This window comes from Parasporobacterium paucivorans DSM 15970, assembly GCF_900141895.1.
Taxonomy (GTDB): domain Bacteria; phylum Bacillota; class Clostridia; order Lachnospirales; family Lachnospiraceae; genus Parasporobacterium; species Parasporobacterium paucivorans.
Map to the genome: position 1 here is coordinate 148,153 of NZ_FQYT01000002.1, position 25,194 is coordinate 173,346.

The 25,194-nt window shown below is 44.2% G+C and carries 19 protein-coding genes and 1 tRNA gene; 5 read left to right on the forward strand and 15 right to left on the reverse strand.

Annotation, left to right across the window (positions count from 1 at the left end; translation table 11 throughout):
- Window positions 1-696 carry a TrmB family transcriptional regulator gene (locus tag BUA79_RS00765; RefSeq protein WP_073992450.1) on the reverse strand — a complete coding sequence of 232 codons (696 nt, stop codon included), beginning with the start codon at window positions 694-696 and terminating at the stop codon, window positions 1-3.
- A gap of 103 nt (window positions 697-799) precedes the next feature.
- On the reverse strand, window positions 800-1,684 hold the full coding sequence (locus BUA79_RS00770; RefSeq protein WP_073992451.1) for a rhomboid family protein: 885 nt from the start codon (window positions 1,682-1,684) through the stop codon (window positions 800-802).
- A gap of 202 nt (window positions 1,685-1,886) precedes the next feature.
- Between BUA79_RS00770 and BUA79_RS00775 the strand changes: the two genes are divergently transcribed.
- Window positions 1,887-6,158, forward strand: a complete 4,272-nt coding sequence (locus BUA79_RS00775; RefSeq protein WP_073992452.1) for a 2-hydroxyacyl-CoA dehydratase — start codon at window positions 1,887-1,889, stop codon at window positions 6,156-6,158.
- A gap of 37 nt (window positions 6,159-6,195) precedes the next feature.
- Here BUA79_RS00775 and ung read toward each other — a convergent pair whose 3' ends face one another.
- The 13 genes from ung to pyrH form a co-directional block, all read right to left on the reverse strand.
- Complete coding sequence (ung, locus tag BUA79_RS00780; protein WP_073992453.1) at window positions 6,196-6,873, reverse strand: uracil-DNA glycosylase; 678 nt, start codon at window positions 6,871-6,873, stop codon at window positions 6,196-6,198.
- Complete coding sequence (gene hisF, locus BUA79_RS00785; protein WP_073992454.1) at window positions 6,861-7,631, reverse strand: imidazole glycerol phosphate synthase subunit HisF; 771 nt, start codon at window positions 7,629-7,631, stop codon at window positions 6,861-6,863. Before hisF ends, ung begins: the two co-directional genes overlap by 13 nt.
- Window positions 7,631-8,254 (reverse strand): imidazole glycerol phosphate synthase subunit HisH, encoded by a 624-nt coding sequence (gene hisH, locus BUA79_RS00790; RefSeq protein WP_073992455.1) that lies wholly within the window; start codon window positions 8,252-8,254, stop codon window positions 7,631-7,633. Before hisH ends, hisF begins: the two co-directional genes overlap by 1 nt.
- Entirely contained in the window at window positions 8,251-9,549 is a 1,299-nt protein-coding gene (locus BUA79_RS00795) for an FAD-dependent oxidoreductase (protein ID WP_073992456.1), read from the reverse strand. Before BUA79_RS00795 ends, hisH begins: the two co-directional genes overlap by 4 nt.
- Window positions 9,550-9,706: 157 nt before the next feature.
- Window positions 9,707-9,778: transfer RNA gene (locus tag BUA79_RS00800), tRNA-Glu, on the reverse strand.
- Window positions 9,779-9,850: 72 nt separating this feature from the next.
- A complete protein-coding gene (locus tag BUA79_RS00805; RefSeq protein ID WP_073992457.1) occupies window positions 9,851-14,236 on the reverse strand; it encodes a PolC-type DNA polymerase III in 4,386 nt (1,461 codons plus the stop codon).
- Between the two features lie 5 nt (window positions 14,237-14,241).
- Window positions 14,242-15,303, reverse strand: coding sequence for a flavodoxin-dependent (E)-4-hydroxy-3-methylbut-2-enyl-diphosphate synthase (gene ispG, locus BUA79_RS00810; RefSeq protein ID WP_073992458.1), 1,062 nt, complete (start codon window positions 15,301-15,303; stop codon window positions 14,242-14,244).
- An 11-nt stretch (window positions 15,304-15,314) separates the two neighbouring features.
- Window positions 15,315-16,601, reverse strand: coding sequence for an RIP metalloprotease RseP (rseP, locus tag BUA79_RS00815; RefSeq protein WP_073992459.1), 1,287 nt, complete (start codon window positions 16,599-16,601; stop codon window positions 15,315-15,317).
- A 4-nt stretch (window positions 16,602-16,605) separates the two neighbouring features.
- On the reverse strand, window positions 16,606-17,745 hold the full coding sequence (locus BUA79_RS00820; RefSeq protein WP_073992460.1) for a 1-deoxy-D-xylulose-5-phosphate reductoisomerase: 1,140 nt from the start codon (window positions 17,743-17,745) through the stop codon (window positions 16,606-16,608).
- A 25-nt stretch (window positions 17,746-17,770) separates the two neighbouring features.
- Window positions 17,771-18,586: a phosphatidate cytidylyltransferase gene (locus tag BUA79_RS00825; RefSeq protein ID WP_073992461.1), complete on the reverse strand. Its 816-nt coding sequence runs from the start codon at window positions 18,584-18,586 to the stop codon at window positions 17,771-17,773.
- Window positions 18,573-19,328 (reverse strand): isoprenyl transferase, encoded by a 756-nt coding sequence (locus tag BUA79_RS00830; RefSeq protein ID WP_334292706.1) that lies wholly within the window; start codon window positions 19,326-19,328, stop codon window positions 18,573-18,575. The genes BUA79_RS00825 and BUA79_RS00830 overlap by 14 nt, the downstream gene beginning before the upstream one ends.
- A 39-nt stretch (window positions 19,329-19,367) precedes the next feature.
- A complete protein-coding gene (gene frr, locus BUA79_RS00835; RefSeq protein WP_073992463.1) occupies window positions 19,368-19,922 on the reverse strand; it encodes a ribosome recycling factor in 555 nt (184 codons plus the stop codon).
- Between the two features lie 32 nt (window positions 19,923-19,954).
- Entirely contained in the window at window positions 19,955-20,659 is a 705-nt protein-coding gene (gene pyrH, locus BUA79_RS00840; protein ID WP_073992512.1) for a UMP kinase, read from the reverse strand.
- Between the two features lie 587 nt (window positions 20,660-21,246).
- Here pyrH and speD point away from each other — a divergent pair.
- From speD to speB, 4 genes are read left to right on the forward strand one after another with little or no spacing between them, the layout of a single operon-like run.
- Window positions 21,247-22,011 (forward strand): adenosylmethionine decarboxylase, encoded by a 765-nt coding sequence (gene speD, locus BUA79_RS00845; protein WP_073992464.1) that lies wholly within the window; start codon window positions 21,247-21,249, stop codon window positions 22,009-22,011.
- Window positions 22,012-22,027: 16 nt separating this feature from the next.
- On the forward strand, window positions 22,028-23,479 hold the full coding sequence (locus BUA79_RS00850; protein WP_073992465.1) for an aminotransferase class I/II-fold pyridoxal phosphate-dependent enzyme: 1,452 nt from the start codon (window positions 22,028-22,030) through the stop codon (window positions 23,477-23,479).
- Between the two features lies 1 nt (window position 23,480).
- Complete coding sequence (gene speE / locus BUA79_RS00855) at window positions 23,481-24,341, forward strand: polyamine aminopropyltransferase (RefSeq protein ID WP_073992466.1); 861 nt, start codon at window positions 23,481-23,483, stop codon at window positions 24,339-24,341.
- Window positions 24,322-25,188 (forward strand): agmatinase, encoded by an 867-nt coding sequence (gene speB, locus BUA79_RS00860; protein WP_073992467.1) that lies wholly within the window; start codon window positions 24,322-24,324, stop codon window positions 25,186-25,188. The genes speE and speB overlap by 20 nt, the downstream gene beginning before the upstream one ends.
- Window positions 25,189-25,194 lie beyond the last annotated feature (6 nt).

Consider the following 25,194-nt stretch of genomic DNA (forward strand, 5'->3'; position numbering starts at 1 on the left):
CTACATATCTCCTTTAGTCAGTTCAATTAATTTCATTTCATTTCTAAGGGCATCTTTAAATACATCCACAAGGTTTTTATTGCCTGAATAGAGGCAGCTTGAATTCTCCTTGTCGAAATCTCCAGTCAGTACATGTCTCGAGTCAACGATCATCCTGACCTGATTGTCTATCTTGCCAGTCTTATAAACCTTAGCTCCAGGGAGCCTGAGATTTCTCTCCGTTATAATAACCACCTTAATCCTTTTCTTCACCAGGATGTCTATCTCGTTCTGCAGCAGTTCAATCATATCAGACGGCAGGGAAAGATATATACGCTGCTCCGCCATCGTCAGGAGGGTCTGGACCTTCTCAAGAATATGCTTCGTTCCGGTTATAGTGATGTAAGCATCGCTTTCGTCCCTCTGGGCAGGCATATTTTTACTCAGAGTGTCTTTGCAGGTTTCCAGGTTCTTCAGTTTGTTGCTGCAAAATTCGTTAACCGGAACCTGAATATATTTCGTAACGGTTCCTTCAATAATGAAGGCTGCTCCCTTTTCCACCATCCCGGCCAGCGCACTGTATGCATTGGATCTTGAAATTCCGGTCTGTTTAGCCGCCTCATACCCGGACATGCTCCCATGTTTATACAGGGTCAGGTAGAGGGTTGCTTCCTGCCTGGTAAGGCCAAATGCCATCAACAGCTCAATATTATCCATATTATCCCGCCTTTTCAAATAGTGTTACTATTTAGGAATACTATATTATTTCCTTTCAAAAATGTCAAGAAAAAAGAAGCTTCCTTGGAAGCTCCTTTCAGTCCTAATTCACATGCTTATGGGTAAACAGATGATCCTGGCAATACTCGCGGTTTCCTCCGCATTTTGAACAATATCTGAAAACCAGGTCATCCCCGTCATTTTCGGTCCGTCCGCAAACCGCACATTTGTGTCGTGTACGAGCTGCATCCATTCTGGTCTTCTTCCTGAAATCATTCCTACGTTTAAATTCCTTAGGCGAAACCCTTTGAAGATTTCTCGACGACAAGAAGAATATTATGAAGTTCAAGAGGGAAACCAACGCAGCAATGGCTGCCGGAAGCGAGGCCATAATTCCAAACCTGGCGAGATTATAAAACAGGCTTATCTGGACTGTGGAAGGCAGAAAATTGATGACAAATCCGGATACAATCGTTGCGGCGAACAAAATAATGTCAAGCAGTGCCAGCCACTTTATTTTAACAGGTATGATAAAGAACAACAAAAGCTGCATATCTGGATACAATGCTGCGAAAGCAAGAAACAGGGACATATTGAGATAGTATGTTCCAAGATCGTAATTCACTCCGAAAAGCAGAAAAATTATCACTGCGGCAATCACATGAAAAATCACCCCTGTGAAATAGTACAGATTGAACCGGAATGCTCCCCATGCCCTTTCGATGCTTGTACCGATAAAATAATACAGATAAAGAGTAAATATCATAAAAATCATACTTGAGCTGGGAGGATTTACCAGAAATGTCAGGATTCTCCATATCTGTCCGTGCAAAACAGCTTCTGCGTTCAATGACAGATACGCATTGTAAACCTGCGGTGCGGTCAGCTGAATCAGCCATCCGATGATATACGCCCCCATAATATAATATGTAAGATTCTTAATGGCATATCTTCCAAACTTTCTTTCAAGCTTCTCGATAAGTTTCATGATAACCGGCCTTTCGTGATTTTATACAGGGATGCCAGAAATATCCGGCACCCCCGGTAACATTCGTTAATTATAGTTTAAGCTGTCCCTGTTTGTCAAATATGATTTATTCCTACATATTAAATGTTAAATGTTAAATGTTGTCATTTATAAAAAATTATATTATAATAAATAATTGAATGAGTTTAAGGAGGTTCGCGTTTTGAAAGAAAATACAAATAATACAATTTACTATAAACTAGGAGTCGATATAGGCTCCACAACTGTTAAAATATCCGTACTTGATAAAGATGATAACATCTTGTTTTCAGACTACAAAAGACACTTTGCCAATATTCAGGAAACACTGCACAATCTCGTCAAGGATGCAGCTGACCAGCTTGGAGACGGCCGCATTTATCCGGTCATTACGGGTTCGGGCGGACTCACGTTATCGAAATACCTGAAAATACCGTTTGTCCAGGAAGTCGTGTCCGTCTCCACTTCTCTGGACAGGTATTTTCCACATACTGATGTTGCCATTGAGCTTGGCGGAGAGGATGCCAAAATCATCTACTTCACAAACGGAGTCGAACAGAGAATGAACGGAATCTGTGCCGGAGGCACAGGTTCCTTTATTGACCAGATGGCATCCCTTCTTCAGACAGATGCAGCCGGTCTCAATGATTACGCGAAAAATTACAAGGCCATTTATCCCATAGCCGCAAGATGCGGCGTGTTTGCAAAATCGGATATCCAGCCATTAATCAACGAAGGAGCGACTAAAGAAGATTTGTCCGCCTCTATTTTCCAGGCTGTTGTAAATCAGACAATCAGCGGTCTTGCCTGTGGCAAACCGATACGCGGAAATGTGGCTTTTCTTGGTGGCCCACTCCATTTTTTAAGCGAACTCAAAAATGCTTTTGTCCGTACATTAAAACTCACAGAAGAACAGACGATCGCACCTGAAAACTCACATTTGTTTGCCGCAATCGGGGCAGCGCTCAGCTACAAGGAGGAATCTTATACTTCCTTTCAGGACTTGACGGACCGTCTTTCTTCCAAGCTCAAAATGGAGTTTGAGGTCAAAAGAATGGATCCGCTCTTTGCTTCAGATGAGGAATATGAAGAATTTGTAAAACGTCACAGCCTTCATTCTGTGGCTACGCAGGAGCTTGCAACGTACATCGGGAAATGTTATTTGGGAATCGATGCTGGTTCAACTACAACTAAGGTTGCCCTGGTTTCTGAAGATGGAAATCTGCTTTACTCCTTTTACAACAACAATAACGGCAGCCCTCTTCTCACTACAATAGCCGCCTTAAGAGAAATCCACGAAAAACTTCCTCCGGAAGCAGTGATTGCTTATTCCTGTTCCACAGGATACGGGGAAGCGCTCATAAAATCAGCTTTGATGCTGGACGAGGGCGAGGTCGAGACTGTTGCCCATTATTATGCGGCTTCCTTCTTCGAGCCGGACGTTGACTGTATCCTGGACATTGGCGGACAGGATATGAAATACATACGTATCCGCAATGGCGCCATCGAAAACGTGCTTCTGAACGAGGCATGTTCTTCTGGATGCGGTTCATTTATTGAAGCTTTCGCGAAATCTTTGAACTACAGCGTAAAGGATTTCGCCAAAGAAGCGTTGAAATCAAGGAATCCTATAGATTTAGGCTCCAGATGTACGGTATTCATGAATTCAAATGTAAAACAGGCCCAAAAGGAAGGAGCCAGCGTTGCGGATATTTCTGCAGGGCTTGCCTATTCTGTCATTAAAAATGCCCTTTTCAAAGTAATCAAGATTACGGATCCCCAGGATTTGGGCAACAAAATTGTTGTTCAGGGCGGTACATTCTACAATAATGCTGTCTTGAGAAGCTTTGAACAGATATCCGGCCGCCAGGTCATCCGGCCAGACATCGCAGGAATCATGGGTGCCTTTGGTGCGGCCCTCATTGCTCGGGAACGATTCGTGGAAGGTACCGTTTCCACTATGATTCCCTACGATGAGATTGATAACATGAAATACGAAAGTGCTATGGCAAGATGCAAGGGGTGTACAAATAGCTGTCTGCTCACAATCAATAAATTTAATGAAAACCGAAAATTCATCATTGGCAACAGATGTGAGATTGGCGTCGGAAAAGCTAAACCAGATATTGAAGTACCGAATCTTTTTAAATACAAGAACCAACGCCTTTTCGACTATGATCCGCTTCCAGCAGAGTCAGCTCCCAGGGGAGTCATCGGCATTCCAAGAGTATTGAATATGTTTGAAAACTACCCATTCTGGGCTGTTTTCTTTAAAAGCCTCGGATTCAGTGTCGTTTTATCACCGGAATCCACCCACAAGCTTTATGAGCTCGGCATGGAATCCATCCCCAGCGAATCCGAATGTTATCCCGCCAAACTTGCCCATGGACATGTCCAGTGGCTTATAAACAATGGCATAGAACGAATATTTTATCCATGTATTCCCTATGAAAGGGATGAAACTCAAGATGCAAACAATCACTATAACTGCCCGATTGTAACCTCTTATCCGGAAAACATCAAAAACAATGTGGAAGAAATATATAAGCAGAAAGTGAAATTTTATAACCCCTTCATGGCAATGACCAACAAAGAAGTATTAGAGAACCAGCTGGTAAAAGTCATCAAAGAAATCTTCGATATTCCTGAAAAAGAAATTCGACTGGCGACCCTTGCCGGCTGGAATGAAATGGATGCTGTACACAGGGATATCCAGAAGAAAGGCGAAGAGATCATCGCACAGCTCAAGGAAACGGGAGGACGCGGAATTGTCCTTGCCGGCCGTCCTTATCATGTTGATCCCGAAATCAACCATGGTATACCCGATCTGGTTGCTTCCTATGGGTTTGCCGTCTTTACGGAGGATGCTGTTTCTCACCTGCAGGAGGTCGAACGCCCACTGATCGTCATGGATCAGTGGATGTACCACTCCAGACTGTATTCAGCCGCAAATTATGTTAAGACCGTTGATTTTTTGGATCTGATCCAACTCAACTCTTTTGGATGCGGTCTGGATGCTGTAACCACAGACTGCGTGTCCGATGTACTTTCCAGCTCCGAAAAAATATATACGGTCTTGAAAATTGATGAGGTTAATAATCTGGGTGCTGCGAGGATACGTATACGTTCCCTTATTGCTGCATTAAAAGTTCGTAACATGAAGGGAATGGACAGGGTAATACACCCCTCTTCTATTCAAAAGCCCGAGTTTACCGAAGAGATGAGAAAAGATTATACAATCCTCTGCCCACAGATGTCACCTATACATTTCGACCTTTTAGAACCAGCTTTCAATTCCTGCGGGCTGAAGCTTGAGGTACTGGAAAACGATAACAGGGAAGCAACCGACATGGGCTTGAAGTATGTAAACAACGACGCATGCTACCCTTCTCTGATTGTTGTTGGTCAGGTTATGGAGGCACTTCTGTCCGGAAAATACGACCTTAACAAAGTTGCTGTCATCATGTCACAGACAGGCGGAGGATGCAGGGCTTCCAACTATATCGGCTTCATAAGAAGAGCTTTACGAAAGGCTGGAATGGAGCACATACCGGTCATTTCCCTGAGTGCCGGTGGTTACGAGAAGAATTCCGGTTTCAAGATTACCCCGAAGCTCTTAATAAAAGCAATCCACTCGGTATTATATGGCGACGTATTCATGAAGGTTCTTTACCGGATGAGACCTTACGAAAAAGTCCCCGGATCAGCCGATGCACTCCACGAAAAATGGAAGAAGGTATGTATTAATTCCCTCACGAAGAATCGCCTGACAGGACGGGAATTCGGCAGAATCGTAAAGGATATCATTCAGGACTTTGACAACCTGCCTATCACGGATGAGGTCAAACCTCGCGTAGGTATCGTCGGAGAAATCCTGGTTAAGTTCCTCCCCCTGGCAAATAACTACCTTGTAGAACTTCTGGAAGCTGAGGGTGCCGAAGCCGTGATGCCGGATTTAATAGATTTCCTGCAGTATTCTTTATTCAACAGCAATTTCAAGTCGGAGAATCTGGGTATGAAAAAATCCTCTGCCATCAAAGCAAATCTGGGAATTGCCCTAATTGAACATATGCGAAAAAGCGCAAACAAGGCCTTCTCAGCCAGCAAGCATTTCACACCATCTACTCACATCAGCAAGCTCGCCCAGATGGCCAGCAAATATGTATCCACTGGAAATCAGACCGGTGAAGGTTGGTTCTTAACAGGAGAGATGCTGGAACTTATTCACAGCGGTGTGCCAAATATCGTTTGTGCCCAACCGTTTGCCTGCCTTCCTAATCACATCGTTGGAAAAGGTGTCATCAAAGAATTGCGGTATGTATATCCGGAATCCAATATCGTGGCAGTAGATTATGATCCAGGTGCCAGTGAGGTCAACCAGTTAAACAGGATCAAGCTGATGCTGGCAACAGCAAACAAAAACCTGATGTCACACAAACAGATAAAAAACAAATAAAAAATGCTTCAGGGAGTTCTACTCCCTGAAGCATTTTTTATCTGGCATCTTCGATCTGCCAGTCAATAGGCTCCAGACCATTCATCTCTAAAAACCGGTTTGTGCTGCTGAAATGCCTGCACCCAAAAAATCCTCTATACGCCGACAAAGGGCTTGGATGAGGTGCTTTCAGCACCATATGCTTCTTATTGTTGAGGATCATCCCTTTATTCTGAGCAGGTCTTCCCCACAGCAGGAATGCAATGGGCCTGTCCTGCTCATTAAGAATCCGGATGACCGCATCTGTGAACTGTTCCCACCCTATTTCTTTATGGGAATTGGCCTGGTGGGCACGTACGGTTAGAACCGTATTTAGCAGCAATACCCCCTGTTCTGCCCATTTATCCAGGTGCCCGTTATCAGGTATAAAGCAGCCCAGATCATCATGAAGTTCTTTATAAATGTTTGCCAGGGAAGGTGGTATTTCCACATCCGGTTTTACAGAAAAACAAAGTCCGTGTGCCTGCCCTTCGTTATGGTAGGGATCCTGTCCCAGAATCACTACCTTGACTTTATGCAGAGGAGTAAGATTAAAGGCATTGAAAATATCTTCCGCATCCGGGTATACAATATGATCCGAATATTCTTTCAATACTCGGTCATATAATTCCTTATAATAGGGCTTGGAAAATTCCAATCTCAAGGCACACAGCCAATCATTATTTATTGCGGACATTCTCTAACTGGCACCCCATTTTCTTTCAGATACTTTTTCAAGTCTTTGATTTCCATTTCTTTATAATGAAACAGAGAGGCAGCAAGCGCAGCATCCGCCTTTCCGTCCGTCAGGACATCCCGGAAATGGTCCATTGTTCCAGCACCTCCTGAGGCAATGACAGGTATGCTCACACCTTCGGAAATCACCCGGGTAAGCTCCAGGTCATATCCATTCTTGGTACCGTCACAATCCATACTGGTCAGAAGTATTTCCCCAGCTCCCAGACGGTCTGCAGCGATGGCCCATTCCACAGCGTCAATGCCTGTATTCACCCTTCCGCCATTTTTATAAATTTCCCAGCCTGTTCCATCTGCTTTTCGTTTGGCATCGATTGCAACGACCACGCACTGGCTCCCAAATTTATCCGCTGCTTCTCTTATCAGGGAAGGTCTGTTAATGGCCGCCGAATTCACGGCAACCTTATCTGCTCCTGCTCTAAGGATTTCCCGGAAATCCTCAACAGTTCTTATCCCGCCGCCGACGGTAAAGGGAATGAATACATTTTTAGCCACCTTCGTAACCATCTCCGTGACAGTCTTGCGGGCATCGCTAGATGCAGTGATATCAAGGAAAACCAGTTCATCCGCTCCTGCCTTGTCGTAGGCAATGGCAGCTTCCACCGGATCTCCCGCATCCCTCAGATCAACAAAATTTATTCCCTTGACCACCCTGTTGTCCTTTACATCCAGGCATGGAATAATTCTTTTTGTAAACATTATTTTTCCTCCCTGCCCAGCTTAACGAAATTCCTCAGAATCTGAATGCCAGTATTTCCGCTTTTTTCCGGATGAAACTGACACCCGAAAATATTATCCTTTTCCACGGAAGAATGTATGCACACGCCATAATCCGTCGTTGCAGTGATGATTTCTTCCTCCTCCGCTTTCAAGTAATATGAATGCACGAAATACACGTACGGATTTGCCTCCATGCCCTCGAACAGTCTTCCATTTTTGCGAAAGTCCAGGGAATTCCATCCAATATGCGGTATTTTCAAACCTTCTGCCGGAGGTATTTTAAGAATTTTTCCTTTTAATACTCCCAGTCCCATTACGCCCTCCGATTCTTCACTGGATTCGAAAAGCAGCTGGAGTCCCAGACAAATCCCCAAAAAAGGAGTCTTTTTTTCAACAACTTCATGTATTGTGCCTGCGAGGCCGTTCTTCTTTAATTTTTGCATGGCATCTCCAAAAGATCCAACTCCCGGAAGCACTACCTTATCAGCCGACAGGATCAGGTCCCTATCCATGGTGGGAACAACCTTTTCTCCCCCGATGTACTCAAAGGCCTTTTCCACGTTATACATATTCCCGGCATCGTAGTCAATTATTGCTATCATTTCATTGATCCTTCCTCAAGCTTTTTTGTTACCTCTATCATTTTGGATGTGTCACCGATCAAAATAGAACCCACAAGCCTGCCATCCACATAGTAGAATTTTTCATAGTTGCTGCTGTCCGTTTTTCCTTCACTTGTGTAGACCAGATCCGGATTTTTTCCATTATCTCCTACTGAAAAGAGGGAAGTTGACAATCCATTGAAGGTCAGGGCTGCCATTGCGTTTTCATATACCTGACTGTCTCCGGCTGCGTTGGAACCAGCTATACGGCCCATTTCCATAGCCTCTGGCCAGATTGCATAGTTTACACCTTTGTATTCCGCGCAGTCACCGCAGGCATAGACATCCTTTATGTTCGTCTCCATTTTTTCATTGACAATGACCGCACGCCCAATAGCTATCCCGGCCGCCTGGGCAACTTCCGTGTTTGGTCTCACTCCGCTGGAAACTATAACCAGATCTGCCGGATAAAACTCACCTGACTTCAGCTTCACGCCAGTCACCTTGTCTTCTCCGGTAATCTCTTCAATCTGGGCATTCAGCCTGAAATCGATTCCCTGCTTTGTAATTATATCCCCCAGGAATTTCCCGCCTTCGTCATCCAGCTGCCGTACCATGAGTTTATCCGCTACTTCCAGGATGGTGACATGTGTCTTCTTGCTCATTTCCCAGGCCGCCTCCAGGCCGAGGACGCCCCCTCCAATCACGACTGTATTTTTAATTGAAGGCATGAGTTTTCCTATTTTATCCACATCCGCAATATTCCGGATGGCAATAACCTGGGGCTTGTCTTTGCCATTTATTGGCGGTATGAAGCAGTAAGAACCTAATGCATAGATGCATTTGTCATATCCCTGTTTTCTGCCATCAGCAAAGTAAACCATCTTCTCTTCAGATACGAGTTTTTCGATTTTCGTGCCTAACACATTCTGAATCTTGTGGGAATCGTACCACTCCCTATCATACATGGCGATATCATCTGCACTTTTAAGGGTACTTAAAGCTTTCGTCAGCATCGGACGGTTATAACTCAGGCTTTCTTCATCGGTCACCATGATTATTTTGCAGCTTTTATTCCTTTCACGGATCGCTTTTGCAGCCTCGATGCCTGCGACGCCGTTCCCAAGGATGAGGAATGTTTCCGCTGTATCCTTATGAAAAGCTGCTGTTTCTTCTTCATAAGGAACAAATTTATCTTTCCCCGCTTTACATACGGGACATATTTCAAGAGACGCATCAAATATAGCTCCGCACACCACACATTTTACAAGTTTTGTTCTGGTCTGATTATACATACTTATTACCTCCCTTTAGTTTATAACTATATCCTATCATAAAGTATTTCTTATCTCAATGTTTTTAACCTGTATGAGAACAAAAAAAACAGCCCCCGTTCCTTAAACAAGGAACAAAGACCGTCTTTTGGGTTGGGCTATTCAATTAAATAGTCAGTAGCTCGTAGGGGAATCGAACCCCTGTTTCCGCCGTGAGAGGGCGGCGTCTTAACCCCTTGACCAACGAGCCATACGCGCTTTCCTGAAGCACTGTATAAGTATACTCGGTAATTTGCTTTTTGGCAAGCGCTTTTTATAACTTTTACATATCAAACAAAGAAAGCTGATTCGTTGCTGGAAGACTGTTCAGGATACCCATCTGATCCATCAAATCTATAACCGTTTTACTTGCTTTGGTCCTATTCTTAAAATCATCTTTGGAGAGGAATGAAGCATGTTTTGCCGCGGCTTCCACTGCCTCCGCCGCTTTTTCTCCCAGACCTTCTACTGTGGACAAGGATGGCATTAATTTTCCATCAATAATTTGAAAATCCTTAGCTTTTGCCCTGTAAATATCCAAAGGCTCAAAATCTATTCCTCTGGCATACATTTCCTGAACGATCCTCAGTTCCTTGAAAGTATCTTCATCCTTATTGGTGAGTATTCCCAATTCGGCCTTCTTCTTGTATTCCGCAAAATAGTGATTGAATTTTTCCCTTCCACCGCACATAATTTCGTAATTAAATGCAGTAGCCCTGATGCTGAAATAAGCCGCATAATATGCCAACGGGTGAAAAACCTTGAAATAGGCAATGCGGAAAGCCATCATAACATACGCCGCCGCGTGGGCTTTTGGGAACATATAGGAAATCCGGTTGCAGGACCATATATACCAGTCCGGAACATCGTGGGCCAGCATCTCCGCTTCCCATTCAGGCTTGAGTCCCTTTCCTTTTCTCACCGCCTCCATGATAGTAAAGGCGAGCTCCGGATCCAGATTTTTCGTAATCAGATAGAGCATGATATCATCCCTTGTACATATTGCCGTTGCAAGGGTTGCTTTGCCTTCCTTGATTACGGTCTGGGCATTGGACAGCCACACATTGGTCCCATGGGACAACCCCGATATACGGACTAAGTCGGAAAAATTCTTAGGTTTCGTATCCAGAAGCATCTGGATAACGAAATCCGTACCGAATTCTGGTATTCCCAGAACTCCCAGCTTGCATCCGTCAATATCTTCCGGCCTTATTCCTAAAGCAGAGGTGTTTTCAAACAGGGATAGCACCTCCTTGTTGTCCAGCCTTATGTTTTTCGCATCGATTCCGGTAAAAATCTCAAGTTTACGGATCATGGTTGGATCGTCGTGTCCAAGGATATCCAGTTTCAAAAGATTATGGTCAATGGAATGATAATCAAAATGGGTTGTGATTGTCTTCGTCTCCATGTCATTGGCTGGCCTCTGCACAGGAGTGAATGAATTGATATTCTCACCATGAGGCATGACAATAATTCCTCCCGGATGCTGCCCGGTAGAACGTCTTACTCCCACACATCCGCTCAGAATCCTGGATATCTCGCATTTTCGCTTGATTATTCCTCTTTCTTCAAAATAGTTCTTCACGTAGCCATATGCCGTTTTATCCTGAAGGGTCGAAATGGTACCTGCACGGAATGTTTGTCCCTTCCCAAAAATCACCTCAGTGTACTCATGGGCTTTGCTCTGGTATTCACCGGAAAAGTTCAAGTCAATATCTGGTTCTTTGTTTCCCTTGAAGCCCAGGAAAGTTTCGAAAGGTATATCGAAACCGTCTTTATTCAATGGATGGCCGCAGTCAGGGCACAAACGATCTGGCATGTCACAGCCGGACGCTCCCTGGTACTGACTGACCAGATCTGAATCGAAGTCAGAAAAATGGCATTGTGGACAATAATAATGGGGCGGCAGTGGATTAACTTCCGTAATGCCGGCCATTGTGGCCACAAAAGAGGATCCTACCGATCCTCTGGATCCCACCAGATACCCATCCTCATTGGATTTCCATACCAGCTTTTGGGCAATGATATACATCACTGCAAAGCCGTTTGAAATAATGGATTCCAGTTCCCTCTCCAGCCTGGCCGTTACGATATCTGGAAGATTTTCTCCATACATTGAGTTGGCTTTGCGATAGCATATCTCCTTAAGCGTCTTATCCGAATCCGCTATGACCGGAGGGCATTTGTCAGGACGTACCGGTTCAATATATTCAACCATATCCGCAATTAAATTTGTATTATCAATTACAACTTCTTTTGTTTTTTCTTCCCCTAAATAGGCGAATTCCTCCAACATTTCCTCCGTCGTCCTGAAGAACAGGGGCGGCTGCTCATCCGAATCCGCAAATTTTTTCCCGGACATGATGATTCTTCTGTATATCTCATCCTCCGGGTTCAGGAAATGATTGTCACAGGTTGCAACAACCGGTTTGTTGAATTCCTCTCCCAGCTTCACAATCTTTCTGTTGATTTCCATCAGATCCTCGACGGAATGTACGCCAGTCTTTTCATCTCTTACCAGATATCCATTATTTCCTAACGGCTGTATTTCAAAATAATCGTAAAACTGTGCAAGCCTGCTTATGGTTGCCGTATCCTTGCCCATCAGGATGGCATCATAGAGCTCTCCCGAAGCACAGGCACTGCCGATAATCAACCCTTCTCTGTGTTTCAGCAACTCGCTTTTTGGGATCCGGGGCCGCATATGGAAATAATTAATATGCGATTTACTGATGAGTGTATATAAGTTTACCCGACCGACTTCATTCTTCGCAAGGATGATTATGTGGTGGGTAGGCAGCTTTTTGATGGTAGAATCAAAAATTTCTCCTGCTGTATTCAACTGATCCAGGCGTTCTATCCCCTGCTTTTTAAGCCTGTTGATAAATTCAATGAATATCAGGGCTGTGCATCGGGCGTCATCCACTGCCCTGTGGTGATTATCCAGAGGTATATCAAGTGCCTTGGCAATATTATCCAATTTATAGCGCTTCAGGTTAGGAAGGAGCATCCGGGCCAGCGCCACAGTATCCAGGGATGTATAGTCGTACCCAATCCCTCTTTTGGACGCCTTTTCTTTGATGAATCCCGTATCAAATTCCGAATTGTGTGCAACCAGAACGGCTCCTTCACAGAATGCGAGAAATTCAGGAAGCACAATGTCGATATTCCTTGCTTCAGCCACCATAGAATCCGTGATGCCCGTCAGTTCCTCAATCCGGTAAGGAATCGGAATTCCCGGGTTCACAAAAGCACTATAATTATCTGTCACTACCCCCTTGGTCATCTTTACAGCACCGATCTCAATGATTTCATTTTTCTGGGCATTCAGTCCAGTTGTCTCTATGTCGAAAACAACATAAGTATCATCCAGAAACTGATTGCGGGAATTCTGGACGATTTCAATCAGATCGTCGACAATATAACCCTCGATTCCATAAATCAGCTTGAAATCAAATTCTTTTTTCTGTTTTTTATAATCTGCCTTCAAGTCATTGTATACATGAAAAGCCTCCGTAAATCCCTGTGCTACACCGTGATCTGTTATAGCGACCGCTTTGTGTCCCCATTCAACGGCTGTGTGAATCAACTCCCTGATTTCAGTCATGCCGTCCATATCACTCATTTTTGTATGACAATGGAGCTCCACTCGTTTTTGCAGTGAAGTATCCATCCTTTTTTCGGTAAAATCATAGGATTTACGAATGCCGTACACAGAACCAATGGTCAGTTCGTTATCGAATTTGTCAATGCGGGTCGTTCCCTTAAGTCTGATGAACATCCCTTTTTGGATACTTGATCCTATTTCTTCGGTCTGCTCAGGTTTCAGGAAAAGTTTGACGCTTATGCTGTCCGTAAAATCTGTAATTGTGAAAATCAGGATTGTCTTCCCGGATTTGGTTTCTCTTTTATCCAGTTCGACAATCTTCCCGTCAACAATAACCTCTTCCATCTCAAAAACAACATCCTTAAGCGAAACGGACTTCCCCTCAAAATCCCTTCCGTACAGGAGTCCGTCCGGCTGCTTCTTTTTCTTTTTGTTTTTTTCCGGATCTGCGATGGTTTTTTCCATCTTATCCTTATCAGCAGCTGGGATTGAAACAGTTTCCGGTGCGAATGCAGCCTCCACAGGTTCCTGGGAAATGATTTCAATTTTGTTTGTCTTCGCAATATACACGACATCTATGCTGATATCCAAACTGCACCTGCTGACCAATATTTCTTCCAGGATAGACTTAAGCTTTGTGGTTTTCTCTCTATGAATCAGACCGTCTTCCACAGTAATTTTAATACTGTTTTCACCAGAAATAATGATTTGCGAACTCTTTAATATGCTGTATCCGATTGTATTGGTGTTTTTGATTTCAAAAAAAACACTGTCCTTATACAGGCTCAGGACATCCCCCAGCGAATATCTGCCGGACATGTTGTATTTTTCAACAATTTCCACTTTAATAGCTGCATATCCGCATACCTGCTTACGGATAGTCTCCTCCATTATGAATACCTTATCCTTAGGTATTGGTTTTTCATTCTCTATGTGCACACGAAGGGAACTCTTCGCCGAGGTTGTGGTCACCTTCTTAACCTCAACCTCCCTGAAGAGTCCGCCTAATTCATTATTTACTTCTAAAGTTGGAAAAACATCAAAAAACATAAAACGATTCATAGCGATTACTCCTGATGACCCCAGTTATCCAATTCTTCCTTTAAGGCATTCAATAATTCGTCCTCAGCAACCGTCCGGATGACTTCCCCTTTACGTATCAGGATTCCGGATCCCTTTCCGCCGGCTACCCCTAAATCCGCTTCTTTAGCTTCTCCCGGTCCATTCACCACACAGCCCATTACAGCCAGGTCGATATCAAGGTCGTATCTGGCTGCAAGATCTTCTACCTTGTTGGCCAGATCGATAAGATTTATCTGCGTCCTTCCACAGGTAGGGCAGGAAATAATATTTATCCCTCCTTTACGAAGACCCAGGGTTTTCAGGATAATCTTTCCCGCACGGATTTCCTCCGCCGGATCTCCCGTCAAAGATACCCTGATCGTGTCTCCTATGCCCTCATTAAGGATTATCCCCAGTCCTACGGCTGATTTAATGCTTCCGGTCCGCACAGTGCCCGATTCTGTGATGCCAATATGCAATGGATACTTGGTCTTTTTTGCTATAAGCTTATGTGCCTCATAACTCATAAGGACATTGGAGGACTTGATACTTATTACAATGTTATCATATCCCGTATCCTCTATAATCCCAGCCTTTGCTAAAGCACTTTCCACAAGACCCTGGGGCGTTACTCCCTTGTATTTTTCTACCAGTTCCTTTTCCAGAGAACCGCTGTTGACGCCCACTCGTATTGGAATATTTCTTTCCCTGGCGGCGGCCACAACAGAAAGAAGTTTGTCCGTTCCGCCGATATTTCCCGGATTTATTCTGATTTTATCGACACCGTTTTCAATAGCTTGAACAGCAAGACGGGCATCAAAATGGATGTCAGCCACCAATGGAATGTGTATTTCTTTTTTAATGTCGCGGATAGCAATAGCGGCCTCTTTGGAAGCAACTGCCACACGTATGATGTCGCATCCTTCCTTTTCCAGGATGAATATCTGTTCAACCGTCTCCCGGACGTTTTCCGTCTTTGTATTGCACATGGACTGAACGAGTACCGGACTTCCTCCGCCGATTACTTTATTTCCAATCTGAACTTTTTTGGTCTGTTCTCTATGCATCGCAACCTCCATCAAAGCTTCTTTAGATCATTAAATATAATAAAAACCATCAACGCCATCAGCAGTATCATTCCGATAAAGTGAACCAGGCCTTCTTTCTCTTTAGGTATTGGTTTTCTTCTGATTCCCTCTAAAACAAGGAAAAACAGCCTTCCACCATCGAGCGCCGGAAACGGAATAAGATTTATCACACCCAGATTAGTACTAAGCATTATGGTTAGATTTGCCATACTCATTATGGTCATCAGGGCACCATATTGCAAACTTTCAGAATAAGTGTCCCCAATGATGCCTACAATACCAACCGGTCCTGATATGTCATCTGCCGAGACATGGCCGCTTACCATAAGCACCAGGCTTCGGAATACGGTTTCAATCTGGTAGGTGAGTTCAAAAAAGCTGTATTTCATAACGCCCCATGGAGAAGTTTTTTCCCGCATAAGGTTATACGCAAACCCTAGTTCATAGTAGGTGCTCATCTCCGGGATAACGCTGACCTGAAAAGATTTTCCGTTCCTTTCAAGGGTAATCGCCAGAGCTTCTCCGGCACCCATATCAAGTCCCTGCAAATATTCACCTAACTGAATTCCATTTTCAATTACCGTTCCATTTACAGATGTAATGATATCCCCGGTATTTACACCGGCTTCCTTCATTGCACCGCCCTCAACAACCTCGGATATCTGGGCCGGCGCGTCCGTGGAATAATACCGGATGCCTACCGCATACTTGCTGACTGCTTTTGGCAGAAACGAGGCCGTGCTTTCTTTCCCGTTTCTTTCGTATGTAATGTCTATGGATTTATCCGAAGCAGGATTGATATATTCTTCAAGGAATATTTCACGGCCAAAGTGCACGGAGCGGTCGTTGAAGGATGTGATTGTATCCCCCTCTCTGATGCCCGTCTCGTAAACAGGAGCTTCCGGGTCGACCGCCGTAACCCTGGACGGATCATACCCTACCAAACCAATCACGATGAGGGCTAGGACAAAGGCCAGAAGAAAATTAAAAACCGGTCCGGCCACAATAACTGATATTCTGGCCCACACGGACTTCTTGTTAAAAGACCTTTCACTTTCGAGGTCCTCATCCTCTCCAAGCATAGCACAGGAACCTCCAAAGGGCAGGAGTTTCAGAGAGTACTTCGTCTCGCCTTTCGTGAAACTGAAAAGCCTCGGTCCCATACCCAGGGAAAACTCTACCACAAGGATGTCATTTTTTTTTGCCAGGAGAAAATGTCCCAGTTCATGTATGATGATTAAAATACTGAATACGATTAATGCAATAATAATTTTCATTTTATCATCTACTTTCGATTCTATAATAGGTGTCTGTTTCTGTCTGTAATATTTCTTCCACGGAAGGATTTCCGATAACCTTATGCCCATCCATTGCAAGGCTTATTATTTCAGCTATATCTAAAAAGCGGATCTCGTTATCAAGAAATTTCCTTACTGCATATTCATTTGCGGCATTATAAACGGTCGGCATGGTTCCTCCCGCAGCCGATGCGTCATAGGCCAGTTTAAGACCGGGGAAATTTTTCAAGTCAGGTGCCTCAAAGGTAAAATTTTTTATCGCAGCAAAATCCAGCCTATCCCCGTCCAGGTATCTCCGCTCCGGGTAAAAGAGAGCGTACTGTATGGGCAGCTTCATATCCGGGCAGCCCAATTGGGCAATTATTGCACCATCCACGAATTCGACCATGGAATGAATGATGCTCTGGGGATGTACAATGACTTCCACTTTTTCAAGGGGAACGTCAAAAAGCCATTTGGCTTCCATTACCTCAAGGCCTTTATTGACAAGGGTTGCCGAATCAATAGTGATTTTCCTGCCCATGCTCCAGTTAGGATGTTTCAAGGCATCTTCCGGTCGAATGCCCTGCATCTGCTCTCTGGTAAGCCCTCTGAACGGTCCCCCTGAAGCAGTAAGAATAATCCTGCTTATATTTTCGGAATCTTCTCCGTTGAGGGACTGGAAAATGGCGCTATGCTCACTGTCAACTGGCAGAATTCTGACCCCGCATTGCTTTGCAAGAGGCATGATGAGGTGGCCGGCCGTTACAAGTGTTTCCTTGTTTGCGAGGGCAATATCCTTCCCCGCTTTTATGGCTTCGATTGTAGGCTGGATACCAATCATGCCCACCATGGCTGTCAGGACAATATCTGCGTCTTTATGGCAGGCCGTTTCAATCAGTCCATCCATTCCTGAAAACACCGCAGTATCTGTATCTTTGATTTTTATCCTGAGTTCATCCGCTTTTTCGCGATTATACACGCATACAACAGCCGGCCTAAATTCCCGGATCTGTGCTTCCAGGCTTGCTATATCGGAACCTGCTGCCAGGGCGGTAACCTTCAGTTCAGGATTTCTCCTAACAATTTCAAGCGTCTGGGTGCCAATGGAACCAGTCGAGCCCAAAACAGATAGTCTTTTCATAATGAATTCCCTCCCGGATAATAATTCAGACGTACATTATCAGGTAATAAATGACGGGTGCTGCAAATATTATGCTGTCAAACCGGTCCAGTATCCCGCCATGCCCGGGGATCAACCTGCCATAATCCTTGATTTCATAATTACGTTTGATGCCGGAGGCGGCCAGATCCCCGATCTGGGATATGACGGCTGCACCGGCACAAATCAGCCCCGTCATAACAGGCGAAACCGATATATGCTCCTTAAAGATAAGACAGTAGACTATTCCCAGAATTCCAGAGGCGACTACACCTCCGACTGCACCTTCCACGGACTTCTTGGGACTGAGTACCGGTGCAAGCTTGTGTTTTCCGAATATCATTCCAACGAGATAAGCAAAAGTGTCTGATCCCCAGGAACCCAGAATAATCAGCCAGACCAGATACGTTCCTTCTGACTGGATTCTCAGCTTGTAGATAAAGGATATCATGACGGCTACGTAAAGGATTCCGAAAAAGGCCAGGAAAATCTGGTCAGCATGGTATTCAGAAAACCGGAAAACAAAAATCACCATCATAACGACCATGGAGGCTACAAGGAGAAGGATGATATAGTTTTCATTTCCGGACTTGACAAGCAGATAATATGCGGCAGCGGCAGCATATCCGGCTATTCCAAGAATCTTCTTGGCAAATCCCAGAACATTATACAGCTCGTGCAGCCCAATGATGGAAATCACGAAACAGAATCCCAGCAGCAGGTTACCCCCGCCTATAATCGTTCCCAGAATAATCAAGACTAAAATAATGCCGCTTACAAGTCTTGTATAAAAGGATTTATTTTTCAGGCTATTTAGTGACATCATTTATTCCTCCAAACCTTCTGTCCCTTTTGTTGAAGCTGACAATCGCTTTGAGCAGCTCTTTTTTATCAAAATCCGGCCATAGGACATCGGTAAAATAAAATTCTGCATAAGCCAGCTGCCATATAAGGAAATTGGACAGTCTTTCTTCCCCGCTGGTTCGAATAAGCAGATCCGGGTCAGGAATTTGAGCCGTATCCAGATACCTGGAAAAGGTTTCATCATCCACTTCCTTTATCCTGCCTTCCGGTTCGGAAAGAATCCGGTTGATAGCCCGGATTATTTCATCCCTTCCTCCATAGTTTAATGCTATGGTAAAATTCAACCCGGTATTCCGGGATGAATCCTCTTCCAGCACTTCAATCATTTTCTTTATATCTTCATCCAGTCTGCTTCTGTCCCCTATAACACGTACAACCATGTTGTTTTTTCTGGATTTCTCAATACTGTCTTTCAGATAGCTGCGCATCAGCTCCATGATGGATCCGACCTCGTCAGCCGGACGATTCCAGTTTTCGGTAGAGAATGCATAAACCGTCAGATATTCAATCCCAGCATCATATGCTGCCCTGCAAATAGTCTCTACGTTTCTGGCCCCGGCTATGTGCCCGAAATTTCTTGGCATAAAGCGTTTTTTTGCCCAACGTCCATTTCCGTCAAGAATGATGGCAACGTGTCGTGGAATCTTCATATTTTCAATATCAACACTCATTTTGATTCTCCTCTGGTCACTATTAAAAATAAGGGCATAAACAATCTTATGCCCTCTGCATATATATTATTATACAGTAAGTATTTCCTTGGATTTCGTCTCCGCTGCTTTATCAACGGATACGATGTATTTATCCGTGATTTTCTGAACCTTTTCTTCCAGTTCTTTAAAGTTGTCATCTGAAAGTTCTCCGGCTTTGTTTTTCTTCTTGGATTTATCATTTGCATCTCTTCGTATATTCCGGATTGCAACTTTCGCCTCTTCGGCTTTTTTCTTAATGTCCTTTACAAGGTCTTTTCTTCTTTCCTCTGTCAGTTCGGGAAAGGAGAGGCGGATTGTTTTTCCGTCGTTCGTCGGAGTAAGTCCTAAGTCGGAAGTAAGGATTGCCTTTTCAATGACTTTTATCATGCTGCCTTCCCAAGGCTGGATCTGAATCATTCTGGGTTCTGGTACGGATACGTTGGCCACCTGCTGGATTGCGGTAGGCGTTCCATAATAATCCACCTTAATCTTATCCAGTACATGGGGGTTCGCCCTGCCTGCACGGATAGATCCGAATTCTGCCATAAGGTTTTCAACACTTTTCTCCATTTTTGATTCAAGCTGTAATAAAATCTCTTCCATAATTATCTTTCATCCTTCCCACTAAGTTAAATTTATACGGATATCTTCGTTCCGCTGAATTTCCCGCTTGCCGCATTGATTATACTGTTTTTCCCATTCAGGCCAAAAATCAGCATCGGCATTTTATTTTCCACACATAACACTGCCGCCGCCGTATCAATTACACCCAGTTTGTTGTCAATGATATCCTGCATTTTCATTTCTTCAATTTTGACTGCATCCGGATTTTTATCCGGATCCGAATCATAGACCCCGTCTATGGATTTTGCAGCCAGAATGCAGTCTGCTTCGATTTCCACAGCCCGCAGCGCCATGGCTGTATCTGTTGAAAAATACGGGTGGCCGGTTCCTCCGGCAAAAAAAACAACGGCATTCTTGGCAAAACATTGATTTACACTGTCCTTCGAAAACAAACGTGTAAAACTCCCACATTCAAATGGAGTGAAGACAGAGGTCTCCATTCCCTCTGTTCTGAAAATCTCGGATACATAAATGCAATTCATGACTGTTGCCAGCATGCCTATTGTATCTGCCTTTGTCCGGTCAATTTTATTGCTTGTCCTTCCTCTCCAGAAATTTCCTCCGCCAATGACGATTGCTACTGAAAGATTCTCCGATACCAGCTGTTTTACCTGTCTGGCAATATCAACCACCACATCCTCGTCAAAACCGGCTGATTTTTCGCCTGCCAGCGCTTCTCCGCTTAACTTCAATAACACTCTGTTATATTCACTCATAATATCCTCCAGGTCAAATTCATATATATTGTACCATATTTTCATAAATAGAAAATACCTTATTTATTTATTTTACTCCTCCCAGCTGCCCATCCTTACTATCAACATTTAAATGTTTTAAGCAAAATATCCTGATTTATATGCTATACTGTCAATATAACAAATTTTTGTATTGACATCAATTATTCACTTAGATATAATTTGAATGTTGATAAGAGGCTCAATGCCTTTTAGCAAGATTTTGACCATCCGTTGCTTTTGCCATCGGATTATGGCCATACGGACAGCCCGGTCAAAAGCCGCAATCGGCAACTTTGTTGCATTATTGATTGAGCTTCAGCTCACTAAAAAAATCAGCCTGTGCATGGCATTTGTGAAACGATCAATAAGAGTAGTAAAAGTATTCTTGCTATATAGACTCTGAAACCTCAAATCCGGATAATTTTGTGCCTTTTTCTTATACCGTTTTGGCGCTTGTCCGTTAATGTGATGTTTGATTGATACGCCCGGGTGCAGTGTTGGCTTAACACTCTGACCGGGCTATTTTTATGGCCTGAAGAATAAATAATCACTGGGAGGATTTTAACATGAAAGATAAGTATAAATTATATGGATTCAACAACCTGACCAAATCCCTGAGTTTCAATATATATGATGTGTGTTATGCAAAAAGCAACCGCGAACAATGGGATTACATAGCCTATATCGACGAGCAGTATAACTCAGAACGCCTTACGAACATCCTTTTGAAAGTTACAGACATGATTGGTGCAAATGTATTGAATATTTCCAAGCAGGATTATGACCCGCAGGGAGCCAGTGTTACCCTTCTGATTGCAGAGGAATCCATGGTTCCTTTTAAGGATGGCGAAACAGTGGTTGCCCATCTGGACAAAAGCCATGTCACCGTACATACGTATCCGGAGTATCACCCGGATAATTCCATAGCTACTTTCCGGGTGGATATCGATGTTGCTACCTGCGGAGAAATCACGCCCCTCAGCACCCTGGATTTTTTGATAAACAGCTTCGATTCTGATATAATAACAATGGATTATCATGTGCGCGGTTTCACCCGTGATATCGCAGGAAAGAAAATATTTATCGACCATCACATCTCGTCCATTCAGGATTATATTGATGATGAGATCCTGCAAAAGTACGATGCAATAGACATAAATATGTACCAATCCAATATTTTTCATACAAAGATGCTCATAAAAGAACTTGATTTGCAGAATTATCTCTTCAAAACGGATGTTTATGAGCTGCCCCCCAAAGAACGCCTGCTGATATCCGATAATCTCCGAAAGGAAATGATCGAGATATTCAGCGGTACAAACGTATACTAACTAAGCAGGAGACTAAATGAAACTGGACCAAAACAAAACACCCCTGCTGGATGCATTGCAGGAATTCAAGAAAATGCGCATGGTTCCCTTTGACGTACCAGGTCACAAAAGAGGAAAAGGAAATCCACTTCTTACGGATTTCTTAGGGGAAAAATGCCTGACCGTGGATGTCAACTCTATGAAAAGCCTGGATAACCTCTGTCACCCAATCAGCGTGATAAAAGATGCAGAAGAAATGGCCGCCAACGCATTTGGAGCAAAATCAGCCTTTTTCATGGTAAATGGTACTACCTCCGGCGTGCAGGCAATGATTATGTCTGTCTGTAAGCATGGAGAAAAGATAATTGTTCCCAGAAATGTGCATAAAAGTGTCATTAATGCCCTGATTCTCTGCGGAGCGGTGCCCATTTACGTAAACCCGAAAACCAATGATGAGCTGGGGATATCCCTCGGAATGACTATAGATGAAGTGCACGATGCCATACTGAAAAATCCGGACGCAAAAGCAGTTTATGTCAACAATCCTACCTATTTCGGCGTGTGTTCCGACCTGACCAGCATAACCGTAATGGCCCATAAATACAATCTCAAGGTACTTGTGGACGAGGCACACGGTACTCATTTCTATTTCGGAAAAAACCTGCCCATAAGCGCCATGGCGGCCGGAGCGGACATGGCAGCCGTAAGCATGCACAAATCCGGCGGATCCCTGACCCAGAGTTCCATCCTGTTGTGCGGGCCGGATATCAATCCGCACCACGTAAGGCAGATAATAAACCTCACCCAGACTACAAGTGCTTCTTACCTGCTCATGTCCAGTCTGGATATTTCTCGCAAAAATCTTGCATTGCACGGACAGGAAATTTTTGCAAAAGTATCTGAATATGCCGAATATGCCCGGGAGGAAATAAACCAGATTGGTGACTATTATGCATTTTCAAGAGAACTTATTAACGGCCGGGAAATATTTGACTTTGATGTCACAAAACTCTCCATCAACACATTGAGTCTTGGGCTGGCGGGTATCGAGGTATATGACCTTCTGAGGGATGAATATGATATCCAGACAGAGTTTGGAGATGTTGCCAACATGCTTGCCTACATCTCTGTGGGCGACCGCCGGAGCGACATTGAACGCCTGATCGGTGCCCTGTCAGAAATAAGGAGACGGTTCAAAAAGGACAAAGTAGCTCTCTTCAAGACAGAATACATCAACCCCGAGGTCGTTATGACCCCCAGGGATGCCTTTTATTCTGATTGCGTTTCATTGCCGCTGGATGACTGCAGCGGCCGGATCTGTACCGAATTCGTCATGTGCTATCCCCCGGGGATTCCCATCCTGGCACCGGGAGAAATGATCACTTCCCAGATAATCGAATATATCCGCTACTGTAAAGATAAAGGCTGTTCCATGACAGGCCCGGAAGATATGGAAGTGGAGAGACTGAACGTCTTAAAGGAGGAATAATATGGAATTTTGGTATACGGAAAAGCATACGAATGATGTAAAATTTTCAATCCGGGTGGACAAACAGCTTGCCTCCATTGACAGTGAATTTCAAAGAATTGATGTGTTTGAATCTCCTGCGTTCGGGACATTTCTGACACTGGATGGTTATATGATGCTCACGGAAAAAGACGAATTTATCTATCACGAAATGATTGTGCATCCCGCTATGGCAGTACATCCCAATCCGGAAAACATTCTTGTAATCGGAGGCGGGGATGGTGGCGCCTTGCGGGAACTGGCAAAATATCCCGGCGTGAAAACTCTGGATATCGTTGAAATCGACAAGCTGGTGGTTGATGTCTGCAAGAAATGGCTGCCCCAGACTGCCTGTGGATTTGACGACAGCCGGGTTCGCGTATTCTATCAGGACGGCCTCAAATACGTCCGTTCCTGTATTGACAAGTATGATATCATTATCGTGGATTCCACGGACCCGTTTGGTCCGGGTGAAGGTCTGTTCACAAAAGAATTTTATGGGAATTGTTTTAAAGCACTTAAAGAAGACGGAATTATGGTGAACCAGCACGAAAGTCCTTTTTATCCAAAAGATGCGGAGGCCATGCAGAGGGCTCACAAGCGGATTACGGAATCCTTCGGGATATGCAGGGTCTACCAGGCTCATATTCCGACTTATCCGTCCGGCCACTGGCTGTTTGGCTTTGCCTCAAAAAAATACCATCCGGTCAGAGACCTGAAGGTCAGAAAATGGAAGGCCCTGGATTTGAAAACGCATTATTATAATACCAACCTGCATGCAGGTTCCTTTGCTCTGCCAAACTACGTTGAGGAGATTTTGAGAAATGTTGAATCAGAAGAATAATGACAACTTCCTGGGAGGTCCCCAGAATTTCGAAGAGTCGGACATTGTCATCTTTGGAGCTCCCTTCGATTCCACCACTTCTTACCGCCCAGGGACCAGATTTGGACCCAAATCCATGCGAAGTGAATTCTTTGGTATCGAAACTTACAGCCCCTACCAGGACCTGGATCTTGCCGATTTCACAATTTATGACGCAGGTGACCTGGACCTTTGCTTCGGAGACTGCTCCTATTCCCTGAAACAGATAGAAGATATGGCCTCCGAGATATTGGCTGAAGGTAAACTGCCTTTCCTGCTCGGGGGAGAGCATCTGGTCACACTGGGAAACGTCAGGGCCTCCGCTGCGAGATATCCGGACCTTCACATCCTTCACCTGGATGCTCATGCGGATTTACGGGATGATTATCTGGGAATGCAGCTGTCACATGCCTGCGTCATACGTCGCTGCCATGAAATTTTAGGCGATGGAAGAATCTTCCAGTTTGGTATCCGTTCCGGAGACAAAAGTGAATTTGAATTCGCCAAAAGACACACATACATGAATAAATTCAATCTGGAAGGGCTGGAAAACACCCTGGAAGGTCTCCGTGGAAAACCGGTCTATCTCACGATAGATCTGGACATTCTGGATCCTTCCGTGTTTCCAGGAACCGGAACCCCGGAACCGGGCGGACTATCTTTCCATATGCTGCTGGAAGGCATCATGAAAATAACGGAATCCATGAACATAGTTGCGTGTGACTTAAATGAACTTTCACCGACTTATGATTCCAGTGGCATATCTACCATGACGGCCTGTAAACTGTTAAGGGAGATTCTGCTCTCGCTTAGCGCTAAACAATTATAAATTACG